Origin of the sequence: Paenibacillus sp. FSL H3-0469 (genome assembly GCF_038051945.1) — a bacterium.
In the GTDB taxonomy this organism is placed as follows: domain Bacteria; phylum Bacillota; class Bacilli; order Paenibacillales; family Paenibacillaceae; genus Paenibacillus_AQ.
This window is the reverse complement of the sequence record NZ_CP150302.1, coordinates 2,188,399-2,206,004: the sequence shown is the minus strand read 5'-3', so window position 1 is coordinate 2,206,004 and position 17,606 is coordinate 2,188,399. Positions and strand designations below refer to the sequence as shown.

Here is a 17,606-nt window from a genome sequence, read left to right as displayed (position 1 = left end):
ATTAATCATTAAGTATGCTGCTGACGGGAGGGTCCGCTGATCATGCGGATTTGGCATGATTCACAGCGCATACTGGAATGAAATCCAAATCTGTAAGGATGTGACCATGTAATGGCTTTTTTATCAACAGGACCTATTGAGAATAACCCTGTGAACGGAGTCAGACCTACTCAGCAGGTTACTGTCAAAATTGATAACCGCAGCCAGACTTCGGCTTACTCACTCACCATTCAGGGTTATCAATTGACCGGAGGAACGCGAGTGATGTACGTAAGCGAATTACTCAACATTGCAGCGAATCAGGTCGTTACGAAGAATTACTACGCAGACGTCAATGCATATGAATTCACATTTATTACCTCACCGAATTCATCGGAGGAAGTTGAGCCGGTGCAGATTTCGCTATGGGGCAAGAATTCATCGGGACAATTGGTCACCGCACACCGGTTAGTATCGGAAGAATTGTTAGGTGCAGACAAAGGCGGCGGCGGCGGAGCAACAGGACCGGCGGGACCTACAGGGCCGGCAGGAGAGAGAGGACCGTCAGGATTACCAGGGTCGCCAGGAGAAGCTGGACCAGCAGGACCTACTGGACCTACCGGGCCGGGTGGAGGAGAATCTGGAGCTACTGGACCTACAGGAGCCCCAGGACCTACAGGAACGACAGGAGCCCCTGGACCTACAGGGACCACGGGAGTTCAAGGTCCTCAAGGAACCACAGGGCCCGGAGGAGGAGCTCGGGGAGACACAGGTCTTACAGGAGTTACCGGAGTCACGGGTCTTACTGGGGAAACGGGAGCCACAGGGCTTACGGGGGTCACAGGACTTACGGGGGTCACAGGGCCTACGGGAGTCACAGGGCCTACGGGAGTCACAGGGCTTACGGGGGTCACAGGGCCTACGGGAGTCACAGGGCTCACGGGAGTTACAGGACTTACGGGAATTACAGGGCTTACGGGAGTTACAGGGCTTACAGGAGTTACAGGGCTTACAGGAATGACAGGAGTTACAGGAACGACCGGTCCCATATTGGCAACTGAAGGCTTCTCTGTATTCTTGCCAACCTTGGTGACTGGAACCACAGCAACTTTTGTTGGTTGGGAAGAAACAGCACCTTATTACGGCAATGCGGCATTCGACCAGGCTTTGGGGGAATATACCGTTCCAGAGACAGGAAGATATTCTATTGAAGCAACTATCAACTTTGCTTTTGACGCATCCATTGCCGCTGCTTTAGACCCGGCAGCGAATCCGTCTTTAGTGGTACAAAGAACTACACCAGCTCCAGTTACAGATCTTGTGACGGGATTATTACCGGTACTTGATGTGGCTATCGGAGGAACTTTAACCCTCAGAACGCTTCTAAGAAGCGGAACAGTCACCCTGGCAGGTGAAGTGGAGCTTACAGCAGGTGATGTGATCATTCTCATCTATCAGTCTAATGGAGTGGCGCTTGATGTAGACCTGGGGGCTACCAATGCAGGTGTTGTATGGTCTGTCCACAGATTAACCTGATCCTAGAATGGATCGGCTTCACTTATCAGCAGTTTATGAGCCATCCTTTAAGGGATGGCTTCTTTTGTATATTGGATCATTCTCAGGAGGCGGGGAGATGGAAGCGGAACAGGAAGGTCTGTTCAGTCTGTGTATGATTGTGAAGAACGAAGAAGCTGTGTTAGGACGTTGTCTGGACTCGGTCAGAGACCTGATGGATGAGATCATTATTGTGGATACGGGATCAACAGACAGAACAGTCACTGTTGCAGGCTGGTATACAGAGAAGGTGTTCACTTATCCGTGGGATGAGGATTTTGCAGCCGCCCGCAACTATTCCTTCGAGCAGGCGACGATGCCTTATGTCATCTGGATGGATGCGGATGAACTGCTGAGTGCGCCGGAAGCTGAGAAGCTGGCCAGGCTGAAGCAGCAGCTTGCGCAGGAACAGGAGGGGGTGGATGTAATCCGGATGGGAACCCGGCTATCTCCGCAGTCTTCCCAACCTGCTCCCCCAGTTGTACCAGTGTATCCGGAGTGCCGTCCCCGTGTTGTGAGGCGCGGACTTTTCCGCTGGCAGGGACGGGTTCATGAGGAGTTGGTTATTGGAGCAAGCTCCGCTATGAACACGGACATCTACATTGACCATCGTCCGTCCACTGTTCATACGGTGCGCAACCTGAAGATTCTAAAGCGCTGGATCGTTGAGGAGGGCATGGCTGAAGGAAGGCTGCTCTTCCACTATGCGAATGAATGCTTCGATGCCCGGGACTATCAAGCTGCTGCTGCTTCCTATGAACAGTTATTGCGCGAGCCTAGCGGCTGCAAGGAGGAAAGGATTACAGGTTGTCTGCGGTTATCAGAATGTTACCGGGAGCTAGGTGAAGCGGAGCTCAGGCTGAATAGCCTCTTCCGCTCTTTCGGCTTCGGGCTGCCCCAGGCGGATGTCTGCTGCACTGTAGCCGGATTCTTCGAGGAGCGCCGGGAATGGGAGAGTGCAATCTACTGGTATCTCCAGGCAATTGACCGGCAGACTGCGCCTCCGGGAGAACGCCCGGTCTCCCAGGCCTGTTACACCTGGCTGCCTCATGTCCTGGTCAGCCGCTGCTTCGCCGCCGCCGGAGAATGGCAGCAGGCCTACCGGCATAATGAGCAGGCCTTGGCTTACTTGCCTGGGAATCAGGTCTTGCTGGGCAAAAGAAGCGAATTACATCAGGTGCTCGAAGAGACAAGGTATAAGAAAGAATAATAAAGAAGCAGGCAGTTGGAAGGTTGCAACTGCCTGCTTCTTTATATGGATTTCTGGTTGCTTCGTGGTCCTTTCACCTGGACAAGCGAGACCTACTGGACTTGCCGGTCCGAAATACCGTATAAATGGGCATGGCTGTGAATAACTTGGTTATTGAAGAGCGTAAACCAGAAAGGGGCTGCTATGTAAACATTATGAAGATAAAGATCGCCTTACTAGGAGCCACAGGCCATATTTCTAAAAATCTAATTCTCGGTCTTGCAGTACTGCAGGAATATGAGCTGTATTTATTCTCACGGTCCAGGGACAGGATGACCCTTTTCCTGACAGAGAATCAGCTTCAGGAGCGTGTCAAGCTCTGTAAATACAATGAATTTGCTCACGCAGCGGACTATGATGTGGTAATTAACGGAGTAGGGATTGGTAATCCACGTGACCTTATGCAGTATCCGTTCCAGGTCTTTCAGATCACCGAGCAATACGACAATCTGATTCTGGACTATCTGCATAAGAATCCGGCGGCTATATACATCAATCTGAGCAGCGGGGCGGTATACGGATCTGAATTTGATCAGCCGGCTATAGACGGGAAGTGGCTTAAGCTTGATCCTAACCATCTGTCTGCCCAGGAATTTTACGGGATCACCAAGCTGAACATGGAGGCCAAGCACAGAAGTCTGGGCCAATACGGTATTGTGGACTTGCGGATCTTCGGCTTTTTTAGCGCGTTCATTGATTTGGATTCCAGGTATCTGCTGACTGACATCATTCATCACCTTCAGACGGGAGAGATTCTGTACACCTCAGCCGACAACATCGTCAGAGATTACGTCCACCCGGCGGACTTGGTCGAGTTGATCAAGCTATGTATGCAGGGAGAGGTACGGAATGAGGCCTATGATGTATATTCTCTGAAGCCAGCGGCGAAATTCGAGATTCTGGACTACTTCGCAGAGTACCATGGACTGAAGTATGAAATCCAAGATAGCCCTTCCTACAACTCCATTACCGGCTCCAAAAATAATTATTATTCGCTAAATGACCGCGCTGCTGAAATAGGCTATCAGCCCCGTTACACCTCATTACAGAGCATCCAGACCGGTTACGGGCATCTGGCCCGAAAACTAAATTCATGAATCCCCGCCCGCAGGGAATTATAGAGCCTGAGAGACCTCTCTAATTCTGACAAGATAAGGACGGAGTTCATGAAGCAGACTTCTGGATCAACGGGGAATGACAAGAAACTGAAGTGGTGGCAGCTTAGCCTGCTGGGCATAGCGGGGACGATTGGCACGGGGTATTTCCTCGGGTCGGGCCTGGCGATTTCGATGGGCGGGCCGGCGGTGCTGCTGGTGTACCTGCTGGCGGCGGCGGGAACCTATGCGGTCTTCGATGCGCTGGCGCGTATGACGGCGGCGCAGCCGGAGCAAGGCTCCTTCCGCTCCTATGCCAAGCAGGCGTTCGGCAGTTGGGCCGGGTTCGGCAGCGGCTGGTTATACTGGTTCTCAGAGCTGCTGATTATGGGCAGCCAGCTTACGGCGCTGTCGATTTTCTCGCGGTTCTGGTTCCCGGACGTACCGATGTGGATTTTTGCAGCGGGGTATGCGCTGGTCGCTCTCGGGATTGTATTCTTCGGCAACAAGGGCTTCGACCGGGTGGAGAACGTGCTGGCCGTCATCAAGGTGGCGGCTATTCTTATGTTCCTGGTAATTGCGGCTGCGCTGCTAGCGGGCTGGATTGGCGGTGCCAAATTTCAGCCGAAGGTGCCTATGAGCTATAAGGCGTTGTTCCCGTCCGGCGGCATCGGGTTATGGTCCGCCTTCATTTTCGCGTTCTATGCCTATGGCGGGATTGAGGTGCTGGGTATTATGTCTTACCGGCTGGAGAAGCCGGAGGAAGCGCCGAAGGCGGGAAAGGTGATGCTGCTGGGGCTGGCGTCTGTGTATATTTTGTCCATTGGACTTGCGGTGATTATGGTGCCGCTTAGCGCTTTTAACCCCAAGGAGAGTCCCTTTGTGCTGGCTCTGCGCAGTGATCATCTCGCGTTCATACCGCATTTGTTCAACGGGGTGCTGATTATTGCCGGCTTCTCTACGATGACTGCGTCACTGTATGCCATTACCTCGATGATGCTTACGCTGGCCCAGGAGGGGGATGCGCCTATGGTGTTCGCGAAGAAATGGAAGGACAAGTATCCGCTGCTGGCGCTGTGCCTGATCGCGGGCGGTCTGACGGGGGCTGTAATTATGGCCTTGCTGCTGCCGGGAAAAGTGTACGAATACATCACCACCGCCGCCGGGCTGATGATTCTCTATAACTGGGCCTTCATCCTGCTCTCCTCGGCCAAGCTGCTGGGGCCAAGTCTGCTTGGCGGTGTGAAGCGCTGGAGCGGGCTGGTGCTGATTCTGGCTGCAGTCACCGGCACTCTGTTCCATAAGCTCAGCCGCCCGGGCTTCTATATCAGTCTCTTGATTGTAGCCTTGATAGCGCTAAGCGACTGGATAGTCCAGCATTACCGCAGCAAGCACGGGCAGGAGGCAGCGGACAAGGAACAGCGTACGGAAGCGCATACAGGAAGCTTCCACTCGTTGCCGGGAGGCCCCGGCTTCCGGATCAAGGGCATTCGGCTGCGGAAGAACAAAATCTAATGAAAGAACAGCAGCCGGGCTGCCTGAATCCCGAAATAGAAGCCGAAGCCTACCAGCGATAGGCCGGACAGGACGGAGATCGACTTCAGCACCCGCGAAGTCAGGAAGGAGCGGAACATGCTGGAGGCTGCCGCCATGGTCACATCCCAGAGCAGTATGCCGAGAACAATGGCGCCGCTGTAGATCAGGAGCTGCTGCATCGGGTATTCGTTAACTGCTTTGGCCAAGATGGAGCCGTAGATTCCGAGCCAGAACAGGATGGAGAGGGGATTGAACAGCGACATGAGGAAGCCCGACACGAACGATTTGGACAGGGAGACCCCACTGCCTCTCGTGTCTGCGGCTGCAATCTGCCCAGAATGCTGGATGCTCTCGATACCGGTATAGACCAGCACGAAGAAGCCGAATAGCCACAGAAAGGCCTTGACGAACGGAGCATCCAGCAGATGAATCATCCCCAGATATACCAGTAGCATGTAGATAATATCGGCGCTGATGGCTCCGAGGCCCACTACCCAAGCCGGCATGAAGCCTCCGCGCAGCCCCTTGTCCAATTGGGCAGCATTAATAGGGCCGATAGGCGCTGACAGGGATAATCCCAGCACCATATAACCTATGAAAATGTTAATGATGTCCTCCTCCTTTATTCTATATAGATAGCTTATTCCACAGGATGGGAGAATAGGACAACCAGACCTGAAGAAGGCCCGCGAAGAATCGCGGGCCTCTTGCTGTATCAGATGCTGTAACCGGCTGCTTTACGCGTGGACCGGTTCCGGTCTCTTGACGAGCAGCGGCGGGGGAACCAGCCAGCCTTTTTTCTTCAGCAGATGCAGATTCTTCACACCGATAGCTGCCTTGGTGAGATGATATTTGGCGAACAATGCGCCGATATCCTCACGGATAGACATCCCCATCGCCTGGCTGCACGCCACCAGTCCAACCGCCAGAGTGGCTGCAACCATGGCTGCAATCTCAGGGTCCGTGAACCGTGCGCCAACCGGAATATCCTCCAGTCTCGCTTCAGGCCGGTTTGGCAGTGCCGGGGCAGCAGCAATGCCCTGCTCAGCCAGCAGCGAGTCGCATTCGCTGATCTCCAGCTCCGCCTGGTCGATCATAGAGGCGATGATTTTCTTCAGGTCACTATCTCCGGCATGATACATGTATGCTCTGTAAGACGATAAGGCGCCCTTGGCAGCCATTGAAGCCTCCCACACCGTAAAAATCTCTCCATAATGCATCGGCTCATCTTTGGGGTTGCCGCCTAGAATTCCTGTCATAAGTAATCAAGCTCCTTTGCGGTTGGATTTGAACAAGGGGTAGCATGTCCTGGAGGAAACAGAGATATTACAGAGCAAGGTTGTAAATTTGTTGACACGGATAAAAGGCTGACTGTCATTCCATAATAAGCAGATGTGAAGTTAGGTAATCATCAGCTGGATCATTCCTGGGTATAAATACAGCCGTTAGACCGACAATAAGCAGGATGCGAAACTAAAAGAAGGTGGTTCGTCCATGAACGGGTCCGAAGAGTCCCAAGGGGGAAAAGGTACAAAAGGGGCACTAATTGCGCTCTCCTCCATCCCGCTGATTATGACACTGGGTAATTCAATGTTGTTGCCGATCCTGCCGCAGATCTCGAAGGAGCTTGGGGTGAGCGCTTTTGAGGTCAGTATGATCATCACTGTCTATGGCCTGATCGCCATCCTGATGATTCCCATCGCCGGCTATTTATCAGATCGCTTCGGGCGAAAAAAAGTAATTCTGCCCAGCCTGATCCTGGCCGCCCTGGGCGGAGCCGGATGTGTCGCCGCTGCCTGGTTCTTCACAGGAGTGAGCGCGTACTGGATCATTCTTGCCGGACGTTTCGTCCAGGGGATCGGTGCCGCAGGCGCTTTTCCCATCGTCATTCCATTCGTGGGCGATCTGTTCAAGGACGAGAAGGAGGTGAGCAAGGGGCTCGGGATTATTGAAACCTCCAATACCTTCGGGAAAGTGGTCAGCCCGATCCTTGGAGCTTATCTGGGGATGCTGCTATGGTATGCGCCTTTTATCGCCATTCCTGTCCTGTGCCTGATCTCTTGCATTCTAGTGATCTTCCTGGTCAAGAAGCCTAAGGAGGAGGCGGAGAAGACCAGTCTTAAGGAATTCCTGGGCGGCATTAAAAACGTATTGCTTGAGAAGGGCCGCTGGCTGTACGCCATCTTCGCCATCGGGGGCATCTGCATGTTCGCCACCTTCGGGGTGCTGTTCTACTTATCTGAGATCCTCGAATCGAGATATAACCTGCATGGGGCCTACAAAGGCTTCGTTCTGGCTATTCCGCTTGCTTTGCTATGTCTGGCCTCTTACGGAAGCGGCAAGATCATCGGCAAAAACAAGCCGCTCATGAAATGGCTCGGCTTCGGCGGCATGGCCTTACTGACTGCTGCCACGCTGATTACGGGCTTCAGCGAGAACATCTATTACATGGTCGGGTTCCTGAGTCTAAGCGGAATCGGGATCGGAGTGGTTCTGCCCTGTATGGATGCACTGATTACCGAAGGCATCGAGAAGGAGAACCGGGGCACGATAACTTCCCTCTACAGCAGCATGAGATTCATCGGGGTCGCGCTCGGCCCGCCGGTGGTGTCCCTCTTGATGAACCGGGGACATTGGACCTTGTTCTTCACCATGGCGGGCGTCGGGGCCGTAGGCGGCTTGCTGTCCTTCTTCGCGGTAACGCCCAGTAAGGACGATGCCGAAGGGGAAGGCCGGACAGAGCGGAATTCATTCAAGGCGAAGAAGGGAAGCCCGCTACGCCAGCGTGTCCGGTAGGGGTTGTATGCTTTTATGGTTGAAGGAGTGCCCCATATGAGGCGCTCCTTATTTTTCTTTTATTGGAAACGTGTATTACAAGCAAAAACTGAATACAGTGGGTGCTGCCACGATGAGCGATGGGCTCTAGGCTTCACAGCCAATAACAATTGTTGAGAAATTCTGCATGAAATGCAACAATCCTGCCCTATTGAAGCGGTCTATGCTGAAATCCTGCACAAAATGCAACAAATCCAGCGCAAACTTGCTCTAATCACAGAAATTTATGCAATTCATGCAACATTCCACTTCAGCCAGTAATAGGTATAGAGGATTCCTGCAATAATTGCAACAATTCTCAGGCGCTCCTTTTATCCGTATGCTTCACATTACTAATATAACATGGTATATTAGGTTGTGTCTTTCCAAGAGAAAGCGGTAATGGAGGTGCTTGATATGGCCAATGACTCAGGCTCGAAGCCGATGTACGAAATGATATTTCATACGCTGCGTGAGCGAATTACGAATCATGAATATAAAGCGGGGGAGCGGGTTCCCTCAGAAAAAGAACTGTGCAGTGAATTTGGGGTGAGCCGGATTACCTCCAAGAAAGCACTGAAAATGCTGGCTGATGAACATCTAATCGTCCGTCAGCCAGGCAGAGGCTCCTTCGTAGCCGATGCGAACTCGCTGATCATGAAACCGTTTGACAGCCAGCAGACGGTCCGGACCACAGGCAAGAAACGGATCATCGGACTGGTGATTACACACTTCAGTGATATGTACGGCACAGAGCTGATCTACGGCATGGAAGAAGCTTCGCGGGAGAATGACGCATTTCTGATTGTGCGGCGGTCGTTCGGGATTCCCGAGCTGGAGGAACAGGCGATTCAACAGCTCTTGGGGCTTGGGGTGGACGGGCTGATTATCTTCCCGGCGCAAGGCGAATATTTCAGTGCCGAGATCCTGAAGCTGGTCATCCAGAAATTCCCGTTTGTCATGATTGACCGGTATCTAAAGGGGATTCCCGCCTCTTCTGTGAGTACTGATAATATTCAGGCGGCCAAGGAAGCTACACACTATCTCTTCGGGCTTGGGCACCGCCATATCGGATTTCTCGCGCCTCCGCCAGCAAATACAACCGCAATAGAGGAACGGATCGATGGTATTCTCGAAGCTCACATGGAGCATAATCTGCTGGCGAACCGTGAATTATGGATGGAGAAGATCACGTCTACTATGCCGAATGTATTTGACCCGGAGGCCCGTATTAGCGATGTAGACAAGCTGGTAGAGCATCTGCGGAAATATCCTCAGATCACCGCGCTGTTCGCAGCCGAATATAGTATCGCGTTGCTGGTCGAAGAGGCGGCGGGCAAGCTGGGACTGCGGATTCCCGAAGACTTGTCCCTGATTTGCTTCGACAGCCCGGAGTCCTATGAAGGCTGTAGAGTGACGCATATGCGCCAGAATCAGTTCAGTATCGGCAAGCAGGCGTATGAGAATGTATTCACTATGCATGTGAACGAGCAGCCGATTTCCCGGATTCTTTTACCGGCCGAGTTGATTAAGGGCAAGTCAACAGCACCGGTCCGCAAGCAATAATCTTACTGCAAGAGGCCGCTATAATCATAACGGAAATGAATTAGCCTTCGTCGCGAAGGCTTTTTTTGTTGCGCTCAGAATGGGCGACACTAGGGCGTGTGAGCCAAATATAATATACCAATAGCGCATTATATTCTATAAATATACCATTAATATATTGACATATTATTATTATTTGTTTACTATGATGAAAGCGTTTGAAATACTGATATATACCATTTGGAGGTGCAACATACACCCGTGAAGCTACAGAATGAAATTCCGAAGTCTGTATATGATTTGATCGGCAAGGTACAAGGGGAGTTGCCAGACTCTTCCAAGCTGGCCAAGATGTTCGAGGACTGCATGATCAATACCATTGGCACCACCATTTCGCAGAAAGCGGATGGCACCACCTTCGTTATAACAGGTGATATACCAGCTATGTGGCTGCGTGATTCCGCTGCCCAGGTTCGGCCGTATCTGCTGCTTGCCGCAGAAGATTCTAACATGGAAGCGATGATTGCAGGTCTTGTGAAGCGGCAGATGAATTATGTTCTGCTTGATCCGTATGCCAATGCCTTCAATGAAGAGGCGAACGGCCACGGACATCAATCGGATCTTACCGCTATGAACCCGTGGATCTGGGAACGCAAATATGAGATTGATTCGCTGGCGTATCCGATTCAGCTCAGTTATCTGCTCTGGAAGAACAGCGGCTGCGTCACGCAGTTTGACGAGACCTTCCGCAAGGCCGCGCTTGAAATCATCAAGCTGTGGAGAGTGGAGCAGCATCACGAGACAGATTCCCCCTATACGTTCCAGCGCCTGGATGCACCGCTCACCGATACATTGACCCGTGAAGGCAAAGGCAGCGAAACCGCTTATACCGGGATGACCTGGTCAGGCTTCCGGCCAAGCGATGATTGCTGTGAGTATGGCTATCTGGTGCCGTCCAATATGTTCGCTGTCGTTGTCCTGCGATATCTGGAAGAGATTGCCCGTGAGATCTACGGGGATCAGGAGCTTGCGGCAGCGGCGCAGAAGCTGGGGCAGGAGATTAATCAGGGGATTCAGGAGCATGGCATCTATAATCATCCGGTCTATGGGAGAATCTATGCTTATGAGACGGACGGGCTAGGTCACTACAATCTTATGGATGACGCCAATGTTCCAAGCCTGCTGTCCTTGCCTTACCTCGGCTACACGGACGAGAATGACGAGGTGTACCGCAATACCCGGAGATTTATCCTCAGCGAGGATAATCCTTATTACTATAAAGGGCAGGTTGCGGAAGGCATCGGCAGTCCGCATACCCCGGAAGGTTACATCTGGCACATCGCCTTGTCTATGCAAGGACTTACGTCACCGGAACGCAGCGAGAAAGAACGCTTACTCCAGCTGATTCAGGACACAGATGGCGGCACAGGCCTGACTCATGAAGGCTTCTCTGTCAACGATGCCGCAGCATTCACCCGTCCATGGTTCTCCTGGTCGAATATGCTGTTCAGCGAACTGATTATGGATTATTGCGGATTACGGGTAGTGAAGTAGACCGGATTGTGTAGTAGAAAAGACGGCTTGTCCGTTCTTTTCGAAGCTTTTATGAAAGCGTTATGAAACTACAACCAAAAGGGGCAAAGACAAATGAAAATGAATAAATTCAAAGTTTCGATGACTGCGGCTATGGCTTCTCTTCTTCTGTTGACAACGGCCTGTTCAAGCGGCAATTCGAATTCCGGTTCGGGCGCAGCCGAAGGGAAGAAGGAGGTCACCATTACCTTCCGTTCGTCGGGCTCCGAGGATACATTAACCAAGTATTTTGAATCGGGACTGATTGAAAAGTTCGAAACGGACAACCCGGATATCAAGATCAAGATTGCTCCGGTGCTGGCCAGCGAAGGGGACTACACCTCCAAGATCGTCCTGCAGATGAAGTCGCCCGATACAGCGCCGGATATCGTAGCCGAAGATACCTCAATCATCAAATCGGATGCCGCAGCCGGATACCTGGAGCCGCTGGATACGCAGGTTGCGGGCTGGAGTGACTGGAAGGACAAATTCATTGAGAACCTCAAAGCCGGTGTGACCGGTGAAGACGGCAAAATCTACGGCGTACCTGCAACCTCGGATACACGCGGTATCTGGTACAACAAAGAGCTGCTGGCGCAAGCGGGCTTACCGGTGCCGTTCAAGCCTGCTAATTGGGATGAGGTGCTGGAAGCCGCACGTACCATCAAGGATAAGCTGCCGGGCGTAACCCCGCTGAATATGATCGTGGGCAAATCGAGCGGAGAAGGCGTAACGATGCAGACGCTGGAGATGCTTCTGTACGGCACGAACGACACCCTCTATAACGATGAAACTAAGAAATGGGTCGTAAGCAGCCCCGGACTCCTTGATTCCTTCAAATTCATTAATCAATTGTTCAATGTAGATAAGACAGGCCCTTCGATGCAGGTAGCACTTAACGGACAAGCCGGCAGCATTGCCTTCCAGCAGCTGTTCCCGCAGGGCAAGCTGGCGATGGCCGTAGACGGAAGCTGGGCCGGCTCCACCTGGTTCGAGAACGGTGCAGCACCGATTGAGAATGTAGCAGACAAGATGGGCTTCGCTCCATTCCCGACGCAGAACGGTCAAGAGCCTGGAGCCATCACCATGTCCGGCGGCTGGGCCTGGTCGATTCCGGCACAATCGCAGAATAAGGAAGCAGCGTGGAAGTTCCTGGAGTTCCTGATGAATCAGGAGAATGCAACAGGACGCGTAGTGGCAGAGGGCAACCTGAGCCCGCGTAATGATTCGGTGGACGTAGCAGGCTATACAGACCGTACGTATACAGCGGAGGCGCAAGCCTTACTGGAAGTAGCGAAATTCCGCCCGGCCAATGATCAGTATGCAACCGTATCTGCGCAGCTTCAGAGTATTGTAGAGAGCATTGCTTCAGGCAAGCTGTCGCCGGAAGATGCTGTGAAGCAGCTGAAGGATAATGTTACCCGCTCGCTTGGAGAAGATAAAGTAGAAGTCAAATAGTGGATTTGAGAATTCGAACGCAGAGGAGAAGCCATTCTCCTCTTTCGGATTTGGAGGGGGAGTGACCTATGAAAAGGAAGTCGCGGGGCGCATTTTTATTTCTGACGCCTTCTGTCTTGCTGCTGCTGATATTCTTTATCGTACCGATTATTTTGACCATTTGCTTTGCCTTTACCAATATGGCTCTGACGGGGAGTGCTGCCCGTAACCTGCAATTCATCGGCTTCCAGAACTTCACGAACATGTTCCAGGACCCGGATTTCCGGATCAGCGTCTGGAGAACCCTGGTGTTCCTGATTTTCTCAGCGGTCATCGGGCAGGTCGTGCTCGGCTTCATTCTGGCCCTGCTAATGAAAGAGAAGAATGTAACCTTCCGCCGGATCATCGGCATTATCGTCATTGCGGGCTGGGTTACACCGGAGATCGTTGTCGCCTTCTGTATGGTAGCGTTCTTCAGTGATAACGGGTCCCTCAATCAGATCATCGGCTGGTTTGGCATTAGCCCGGTCTCCTGGCTGTTCAGCTTCCCGATGGTGAGTGTCATCATCGCCAACATCTGGCACGGCACAGCGTTCTCGATGATGGTTTATCAATCCGCACTGGATGAGATTCCCAAGGATATTGAGGAGGCCGCCACGATTGATGGAGCGAGCAACTTCAAGATTCTTAGTTACATCACCATTCCTATGGTAAAAGGCTCGATCGTCACCAACATGATGCTTGTCACGCTCCAGACACTGGGCGTATTCACACTGATCTATACCATGACCGGAGGGGGACCGGGAACGGCCACTCAGACCTTACCGGTATTTATGTACAACCAGGCCTTCGTCAATTATCAGTTCGGATACGGCACCGCGATCTCGCTCGTGCTGCTGGTGATCGGAATTGTTGCAAGCTTGTTCTATATGAAATCTATGAAAGTCAAGGTCTAACCCTGAAGGAGGTGCATCACTGTGGTCAAGCATAGGCTTCAACGTAATATCCAATACGGGATTCTGGTGGTTCTGGGACTCTGCTTCCTGCTGCCGTTATTCTGGATTCTGCTCGCTTCGTTTGATACAAATGCCCAGCAGGGTATTAGATTCCCTAATTTTACACTCGATAACTTCTCGGCAGTGCTCGGAGACAGCGGCAATCTGCGCTCGTTCGGCGTAGGGATCATTCTCTCCGGAGGGCAGGCAACCCTTGTTGTTCTTGCATCCGTACTGGCTGCGTATCCGTTATCCCGTTATGAGATGCGCTTCAAAAAAAGCTTCCTGCTCAGCATCCTCTTCATGACGGCTCTGCCAATTACGGCGGTTATGGTTCCGGTATTTCAGATGTTCCTGTTCTTCAAATTGCAGAACTCAATCTTCGCGACCATGCTCTTCCTCACATCCTCCTCCCTGCCCTACGGGATCTGGATGATGAAGAGCTTCATGGACTCCGTGCCGATCGATCTGGAGGAAGCAGCATGGATTGACGGGGCCTCCGTCTGGGGCGGACTCCGGAGAATCGTGGCCCCGCTCATGCTTCCGGGTATCGCGACGATTGCGATCTTTACCTTCTCGGGCAGCTGGGGGAACTTCTTCGTGCCGTACATCCTGCTCCAGACACCGGAGAAGCTGCCGGCCTCTGTCACGATCTATCAATTCTTCGGCAGCCATGGTATGGTCGAATATGGCAGACTCGCTGCCTTCTCACTGCTCTACACGATGCCTTCCGTAGTGCTGTATATGTTCTCCCAGCGGTATATGTCCAAGGGGTTCAGCATGGGCGGAGCGACAAAAGGATAAGGGATAATGGAGGGTTACCTAGATGGCTAACAACATAGACAACAACATAGTTAATAAAAAAACCGCACATATCATTTCGCATACGCACTGGGACCGTGAATGGTATATGCCTTATGAACATCATCATCTGCTATTGATTGAACTGATGGATAAGCTGCTCGATACGCTGGATCAAGATCCGGATTACCGCTATTTTCACCTGGACGGACAGACCATCATCCGCGAGGATTATCTCCAGGTCCGCCCGGAGCAGAGAGAGCGGCTGGACCGCTATATCCGGGAAGGACGCATTCATTTCGGTCCGTGGTACGTGCTTCAGGACGAGTTCCTGACCAGCGGGGAAGCAAATCTGCGCAACCTGCTGATCGGGCATATGGATGCGAGACCGTTCGGGATCATCTCCAAAACCGGATATTTCCCCGATTCCTTCGGCAATATGGGCCAGGCGCCGCAGATTCTCCAGCAGGCTGGAATTACGAATGCCATCTTCGGACGCGGCGTGAAGCCGACAGGCTTCAATAATGAAGTCAGCGAGAACGATACCTACGAGTCTCCTTATTCCGAGATGGTCTGGCGTTCCCCGGACGGTTCCGAGGTGCTGGGTGTGCTGTTCGCCAACTGGTACTGCAACGGCATGGAGGTTCCGGCAGACCCGGTTGCCGCCAAGGCATACTGGGACAAGAATCTCGCAGACGCCGAGAAGTTCGCTTCTACTCCGCATCTGCTGTTCATGAACGGCTGCGATCATCAGCCGATTCAGACCGATCTGTCGGAGGCCATCCGCACCGCCTCCAGCCTGTATCCCGATGTGGAGTTCGTGCATTCCAATTTCGACGAGTACCTGAAGGCGCTGGAAGACAATCTTCCAGGCGATCTGGTGACGGTGGAAGGGGAGCTGCGCAGCCAGCATACGGATGGATGGGGCACACTGGTAAACACAGCCTCATCGCGGGTGTATCTGAAGCAATTGAACCAATCCGGCCAGACCTTGCTGGAAAAGGTGGCTGAGCCATTGGCGGCGTTCGCTGCGCTGGCCGGGGTACAGGCCTATCCGCATGCGCTGCTGACCTATGCGTGGAAGACGCTCATGCAGAATCACCCGCATGACAGCATCTGCGGCTGCAGCGTGGATGAGGTGCACCGCGAGATGGTGACCCGGTTCGCCAAGAGCAGCCAGATGGCTGAGGCGATTGCCGCCCAGAGCGCGGCTGCGCTTACTGAAGCCATTGATGTCTCTTCGGTAGCGGCATGGGGACCGGAAGCCGTTCCGTTCACCGTATTTAATACCAGCGGCTGGTCCAGAACCGGAACGGTGACGGTGGAGCTGATTACGGCGAAGAGATATTTCCCTCAAGGCCCAACCCCGCAGGGGCTTGCACGGGAGCTGAAGCAGGAGCCCCTGGGCGAATGGCAGGTTATGGACGAAGAGGGTAAAGTCTATCCGGCCCAGATTGAGGATCTCGGGGTTCACTTCGGGTATGAGCTGCCCAAGGACCGCTTCCGCCAGCCTTATATGGCGCGTAAGGTGCGGATGAGCTTCCCGGCAGCGGAGGTGGCTGCGCTTGGGTACCGTACGTATGCTATGGTTCCCGCTGCCGCTGCCGCCGGTGCGGAAGCAGCCGTGCTGGATAGTGTACATGTCCAGGGCCATACCATGGAGAATGCCAAGCTGATCGTTGCGGTTGCGGACAACGGTACCGTGACTGTTACAGACAAGCAATCAGGTGCGGTCTATGCCGGATTGAATGCCTATGAGAACACCGGGGATATCGGCAATGAGTATGTGTACCGTCAGCCGGAAGGCAGCGAGGTGCTGACCACCGAAGGCTTGACAGCTGAGATTTCAATCAAGGAGCAGTCCCCGTCGCGTGTGGTGATGCAGACGGTGCTGCGCTGGGAGGTTCCGGCCAGTGCAGACGAGACTTTCCTTACCGAGAAGCAGCAGATGGTACCGTTCACGGAGCGCACAGCCCAGCGTTCGGCTCAGATGGTTCCGCTTGTGCTGACCACACACTATACACTGGAAGCTGGAAGCAGAATGCTGCAGGTAAGCACCAGCTTCAATAATCAGGCCAAGGATCAGCGGCTCAGAGCCTTGTTCCCTACAGGGCTTGAAGCGGACCACCACTATGCTGACTCCGTGTTCGAGGTGGCCAGACGTAATAACCGGCCTGCGGCAGAGTGGATCAATCCGAGTAATGCCCAGCATCAGCAGGTCTTCGTCAGCGTAGCGGACGGAGTCCATGGGCTTGCGGTTGCGAACAAGGGCCTGAATGAATACGAGGTACTGCTGGACGGCAAGAACACCATTGCAGTAACCCTGCTGCGCTCGTCCTCTGAACTCGGAGACTGGGGTGTGTTCGAGACGCCGGAGGCACAGTGCCTGGGCCAGCAATCCGTAGAATACGCGATCATCCCTTATACAGGTGACGGAGCGGTATCCGGTGCTTATGCCCAAGCTTACCAGTACCAGATTCCGTGGACGGTCCTTCAGACCCAAGGTCCTGCTACACGTGTTCCGGCCGTGAATGGACGTCCGCATTCAGGCGGAGTGACCCTGCCGGTATCGGGGCAGTGGTTAAGCTGGAACTCCAGTGCTTCGCCGCTGGCCTTCTCGACCCTCAAGATGGCAGAGGAGACGGGCGATCTCGTGGCCCGCTGGTACAACCTGGGCGGCGAACCGGCTGAACTCAAGGTTCAGCCTGCCTTCGGGGCAGAGGCTGTCTATGAGAGTGATGTGCTGGAGCGCCGTGTCTCGAAGCTTGCGGCAGCGGAGCAGCCTGTAGGCGGCTACAAGATCGTCACACAGGTGTACCAGTTGGAGAAGTAAGCTATTGCACTAATTGTATAGAAACCGAAAATAAGCGGTACAACCTGCAAGCTCATTCACGAATGAGTCTTGGGTTTGTACCGCTTTTATTTAGTGCGCAATCCGGACAATCTGAAAATTTATCGGATTTGGAGGTTACAGATATCCAAGCCAATCCTACTCGCTCCGAATACACTAACGTATATCTCTTGGGTCGG

The 17,606-nt window shown here is 53.0% G+C and carries 13 protein-coding genes; 11 read left to right on the top strand and 2 right to left on the bottom strand.

Annotated features, from left to right (window positions below; genetic code table 11):
* The first annotated feature begins 111 nt into the window (after positions 1-111).
* The 4 genes from NSS83_RS09685 to NSS83_RS09670 all read left to right on the top strand — a co-directional run bounded on the left by NSS83_RS09685 (position 112) and on the right by NSS83_RS09670 (position 5,391).
* Complete coding sequence (locus NSS83_RS09685) at positions 112-1,515, top strand: hypothetical protein (protein WP_341184643.1); 1,404 nt, start codon at positions 112-114, stop codon at positions 1,513-1,515.
* Between the two features lie 97 nt (positions 1,516-1,612).
* Positions 1,613-2,743: a glycosyltransferase family 2 protein gene (locus NSS83_RS09680; protein ID WP_341184644.1), complete on the top strand. Its 1,131-nt coding sequence runs from the start codon at positions 1,613-1,615 to the stop codon at positions 2,741-2,743.
* 194 nt (positions 2,744-2,937) lie between these two features.
* Positions 2,938-3,879, top strand: a complete 942-nt coding sequence (locus tag NSS83_RS09675; RefSeq protein WP_341184645.1) for an NAD(P)-dependent oxidoreductase — start codon at positions 2,938-2,940, stop codon at positions 3,877-3,879.
* A 69-nt stretch (positions 3,880-3,948) separates the two neighbouring features.
* Positions 3,949-5,391 (top strand): amino acid permease, encoded by a 1,443-nt coding sequence (locus NSS83_RS09670; protein ID WP_341348121.1) that lies wholly within the window; start codon positions 3,949-3,951, stop codon positions 5,389-5,391.
* On the opposite strand, the gene NSS83_RS09665 is transcribed toward NSS83_RS09670, so the two are convergent.
* Positions 5,388-5,999, bottom strand: a complete 612-nt coding sequence (locus NSS83_RS09665; protein WP_179090382.1) for a LysE family transporter — start codon at positions 5,997-5,999, stop codon at positions 5,388-5,390. The genes NSS83_RS09670 and NSS83_RS09665 overlap by 4 nt on opposite strands.
* Before the next feature lie 150 nt (positions 6,000-6,149).
* Positions 6,150-6,671 (bottom strand): DUF3231 family protein, encoded by a 522-nt coding sequence (locus NSS83_RS09660; protein WP_076154332.1) that lies wholly within the window; start codon positions 6,669-6,671, stop codon positions 6,150-6,152.
* Positions 6,672-6,906: 235 nt separating this feature from the next.
* Here NSS83_RS09660 and NSS83_RS09655 point away from each other — a divergent pair, with 235 nt between their 5' ends.
* From NSS83_RS09655 to NSS83_RS09625, 7 genes are all read left to right on the top strand, one after another.
* Positions 6,907-8,208, top strand: a complete 1,302-nt coding sequence (locus NSS83_RS09655) for an MFS transporter (protein ID WP_341184647.1) — start codon at positions 6,907-6,909, stop codon at positions 8,206-8,208.
* A 435-nt stretch (positions 8,209-8,643) separates the two neighbouring features.
* Positions 8,644-9,792, top strand: a complete 1,149-nt coding sequence (locus tag NSS83_RS09650; protein ID WP_341348120.1) for a GntR family transcriptional regulator — start codon at positions 8,644-8,646, stop codon at positions 9,790-9,792.
* Between the two features lie 240 nt (positions 9,793-10,032).
* Positions 10,033-11,325, top strand: a complete 1,293-nt coding sequence (locus NSS83_RS09645) for a glycoside hydrolase family 125 protein (protein WP_341184649.1) — start codon at positions 10,033-10,035, stop codon at positions 11,323-11,325.
* A 93-nt stretch (positions 11,326-11,418) separates the two neighbouring features.
* The gene (locus NSS83_RS09640; protein ID WP_341348119.1) at positions 11,419-12,801 is read left to right on the top strand and encodes an extracellular solute-binding protein; all 1,383 of its coding nucleotides are present in this window, start codon (positions 11,419-11,421) and stop codon (positions 12,799-12,801) included.
* A gap of 68 nt (positions 12,802-12,869) precedes the next feature.
* Entirely contained in the window at positions 12,870-13,736 is an 867-nt protein-coding gene (locus NSS83_RS09635; RefSeq protein WP_036699600.1) for a sugar ABC transporter permease, read from the top strand.
* Between the two features lie 21 nt (positions 13,737-13,757).
* The gene (locus NSS83_RS09630; RefSeq protein WP_036699598.1) at positions 13,758-14,579 is read left to right on the top strand and encodes a carbohydrate ABC transporter permease; all 822 of its coding nucleotides are present in this window, start codon (positions 13,758-13,760) and stop codon (positions 14,577-14,579) included.
* A gap of 22 nt (positions 14,580-14,601) precedes the next feature.
* On the top strand, positions 14,602-17,409 hold the full coding sequence (locus tag NSS83_RS09625) for an alpha-mannosidase (RefSeq protein ID WP_341184652.1): 2,808 nt from the start codon (positions 14,602-14,604) through the stop codon (positions 17,407-17,409).
* The last annotated feature ends 197 nt before the right edge of the window (positions 17,410-17,606 follow it).

Excerpts from the sequence above, each read along its gene's own strand:
- NSS83_RS09685 (WP_341184643.1), top strand. The coding sequence starts at position 112 with ATGGCTTTTTTATCAACAGGACCTATTGAGAATAACCCTGTGAACGGA.
- NSS83_RS09680 (WP_341184644.1), top strand. The coding sequence starts at position 1,613 with ATGGAAGCGGAACAGGAAGGTCTGTTCAGTCTGTGTATGATTGTGAAG.
- NSS83_RS09675 (WP_341184645.1), top strand. The coding sequence starts at position 2,938 with ATGAAGATAAAGATCGCCTTACTAGGAGCCACAGGCCATATTTCTAAA.
- NSS83_RS09670 (WP_341348121.1), top strand. The coding sequence starts at position 3,949 with ATGAAGCAGACTTCTGGATCAACGGGGAATGACAAGAAACTGAAGTGG.
- NSS83_RS09665 (WP_179090382.1), bottom strand. The coding sequence starts at position 5,999 with ATGGTGCTGGGATTATCCCTGTCAGCGCCTATCGGCCCTATTAATGCT.
- NSS83_RS09660 (WP_076154332.1), bottom strand. The coding sequence starts at position 6,671 with ATGACAGGAATTCTAGGCGGCAACCCCAAAGATGAGCCGATGCATTAT.
- NSS83_RS09655 (WP_341184647.1), top strand. The coding sequence starts at position 6,907 with ATGAACGGGTCCGAAGAGTCCCAAGGGGGAAAAGGTACAAAAGGGGCA.
- NSS83_RS09650 (WP_341348120.1), top strand. The coding sequence starts at position 8,644 with ATGGCCAATGACTCAGGCTCGAAGCCGATGTACGAAATGATATTTCAT.
- NSS83_RS09640 (WP_341348119.1), top strand. The coding sequence starts at position 11,419 with ATGAAAATGAATAAATTCAAAGTTTCGATGACTGCGGCTATGGCTTCT.
- NSS83_RS09635 (WP_036699600.1), top strand. The coding sequence starts at position 12,870 with ATGAAAAGGAAGTCGCGGGGCGCATTTTTATTTCTGACGCCTTCTGTC.
- NSS83_RS09625 (WP_341184652.1), top strand. The coding sequence starts at position 14,602 with ATGGCTAACAACATAGACAACAACATAGTTAATAAAAAAACCGCACAT.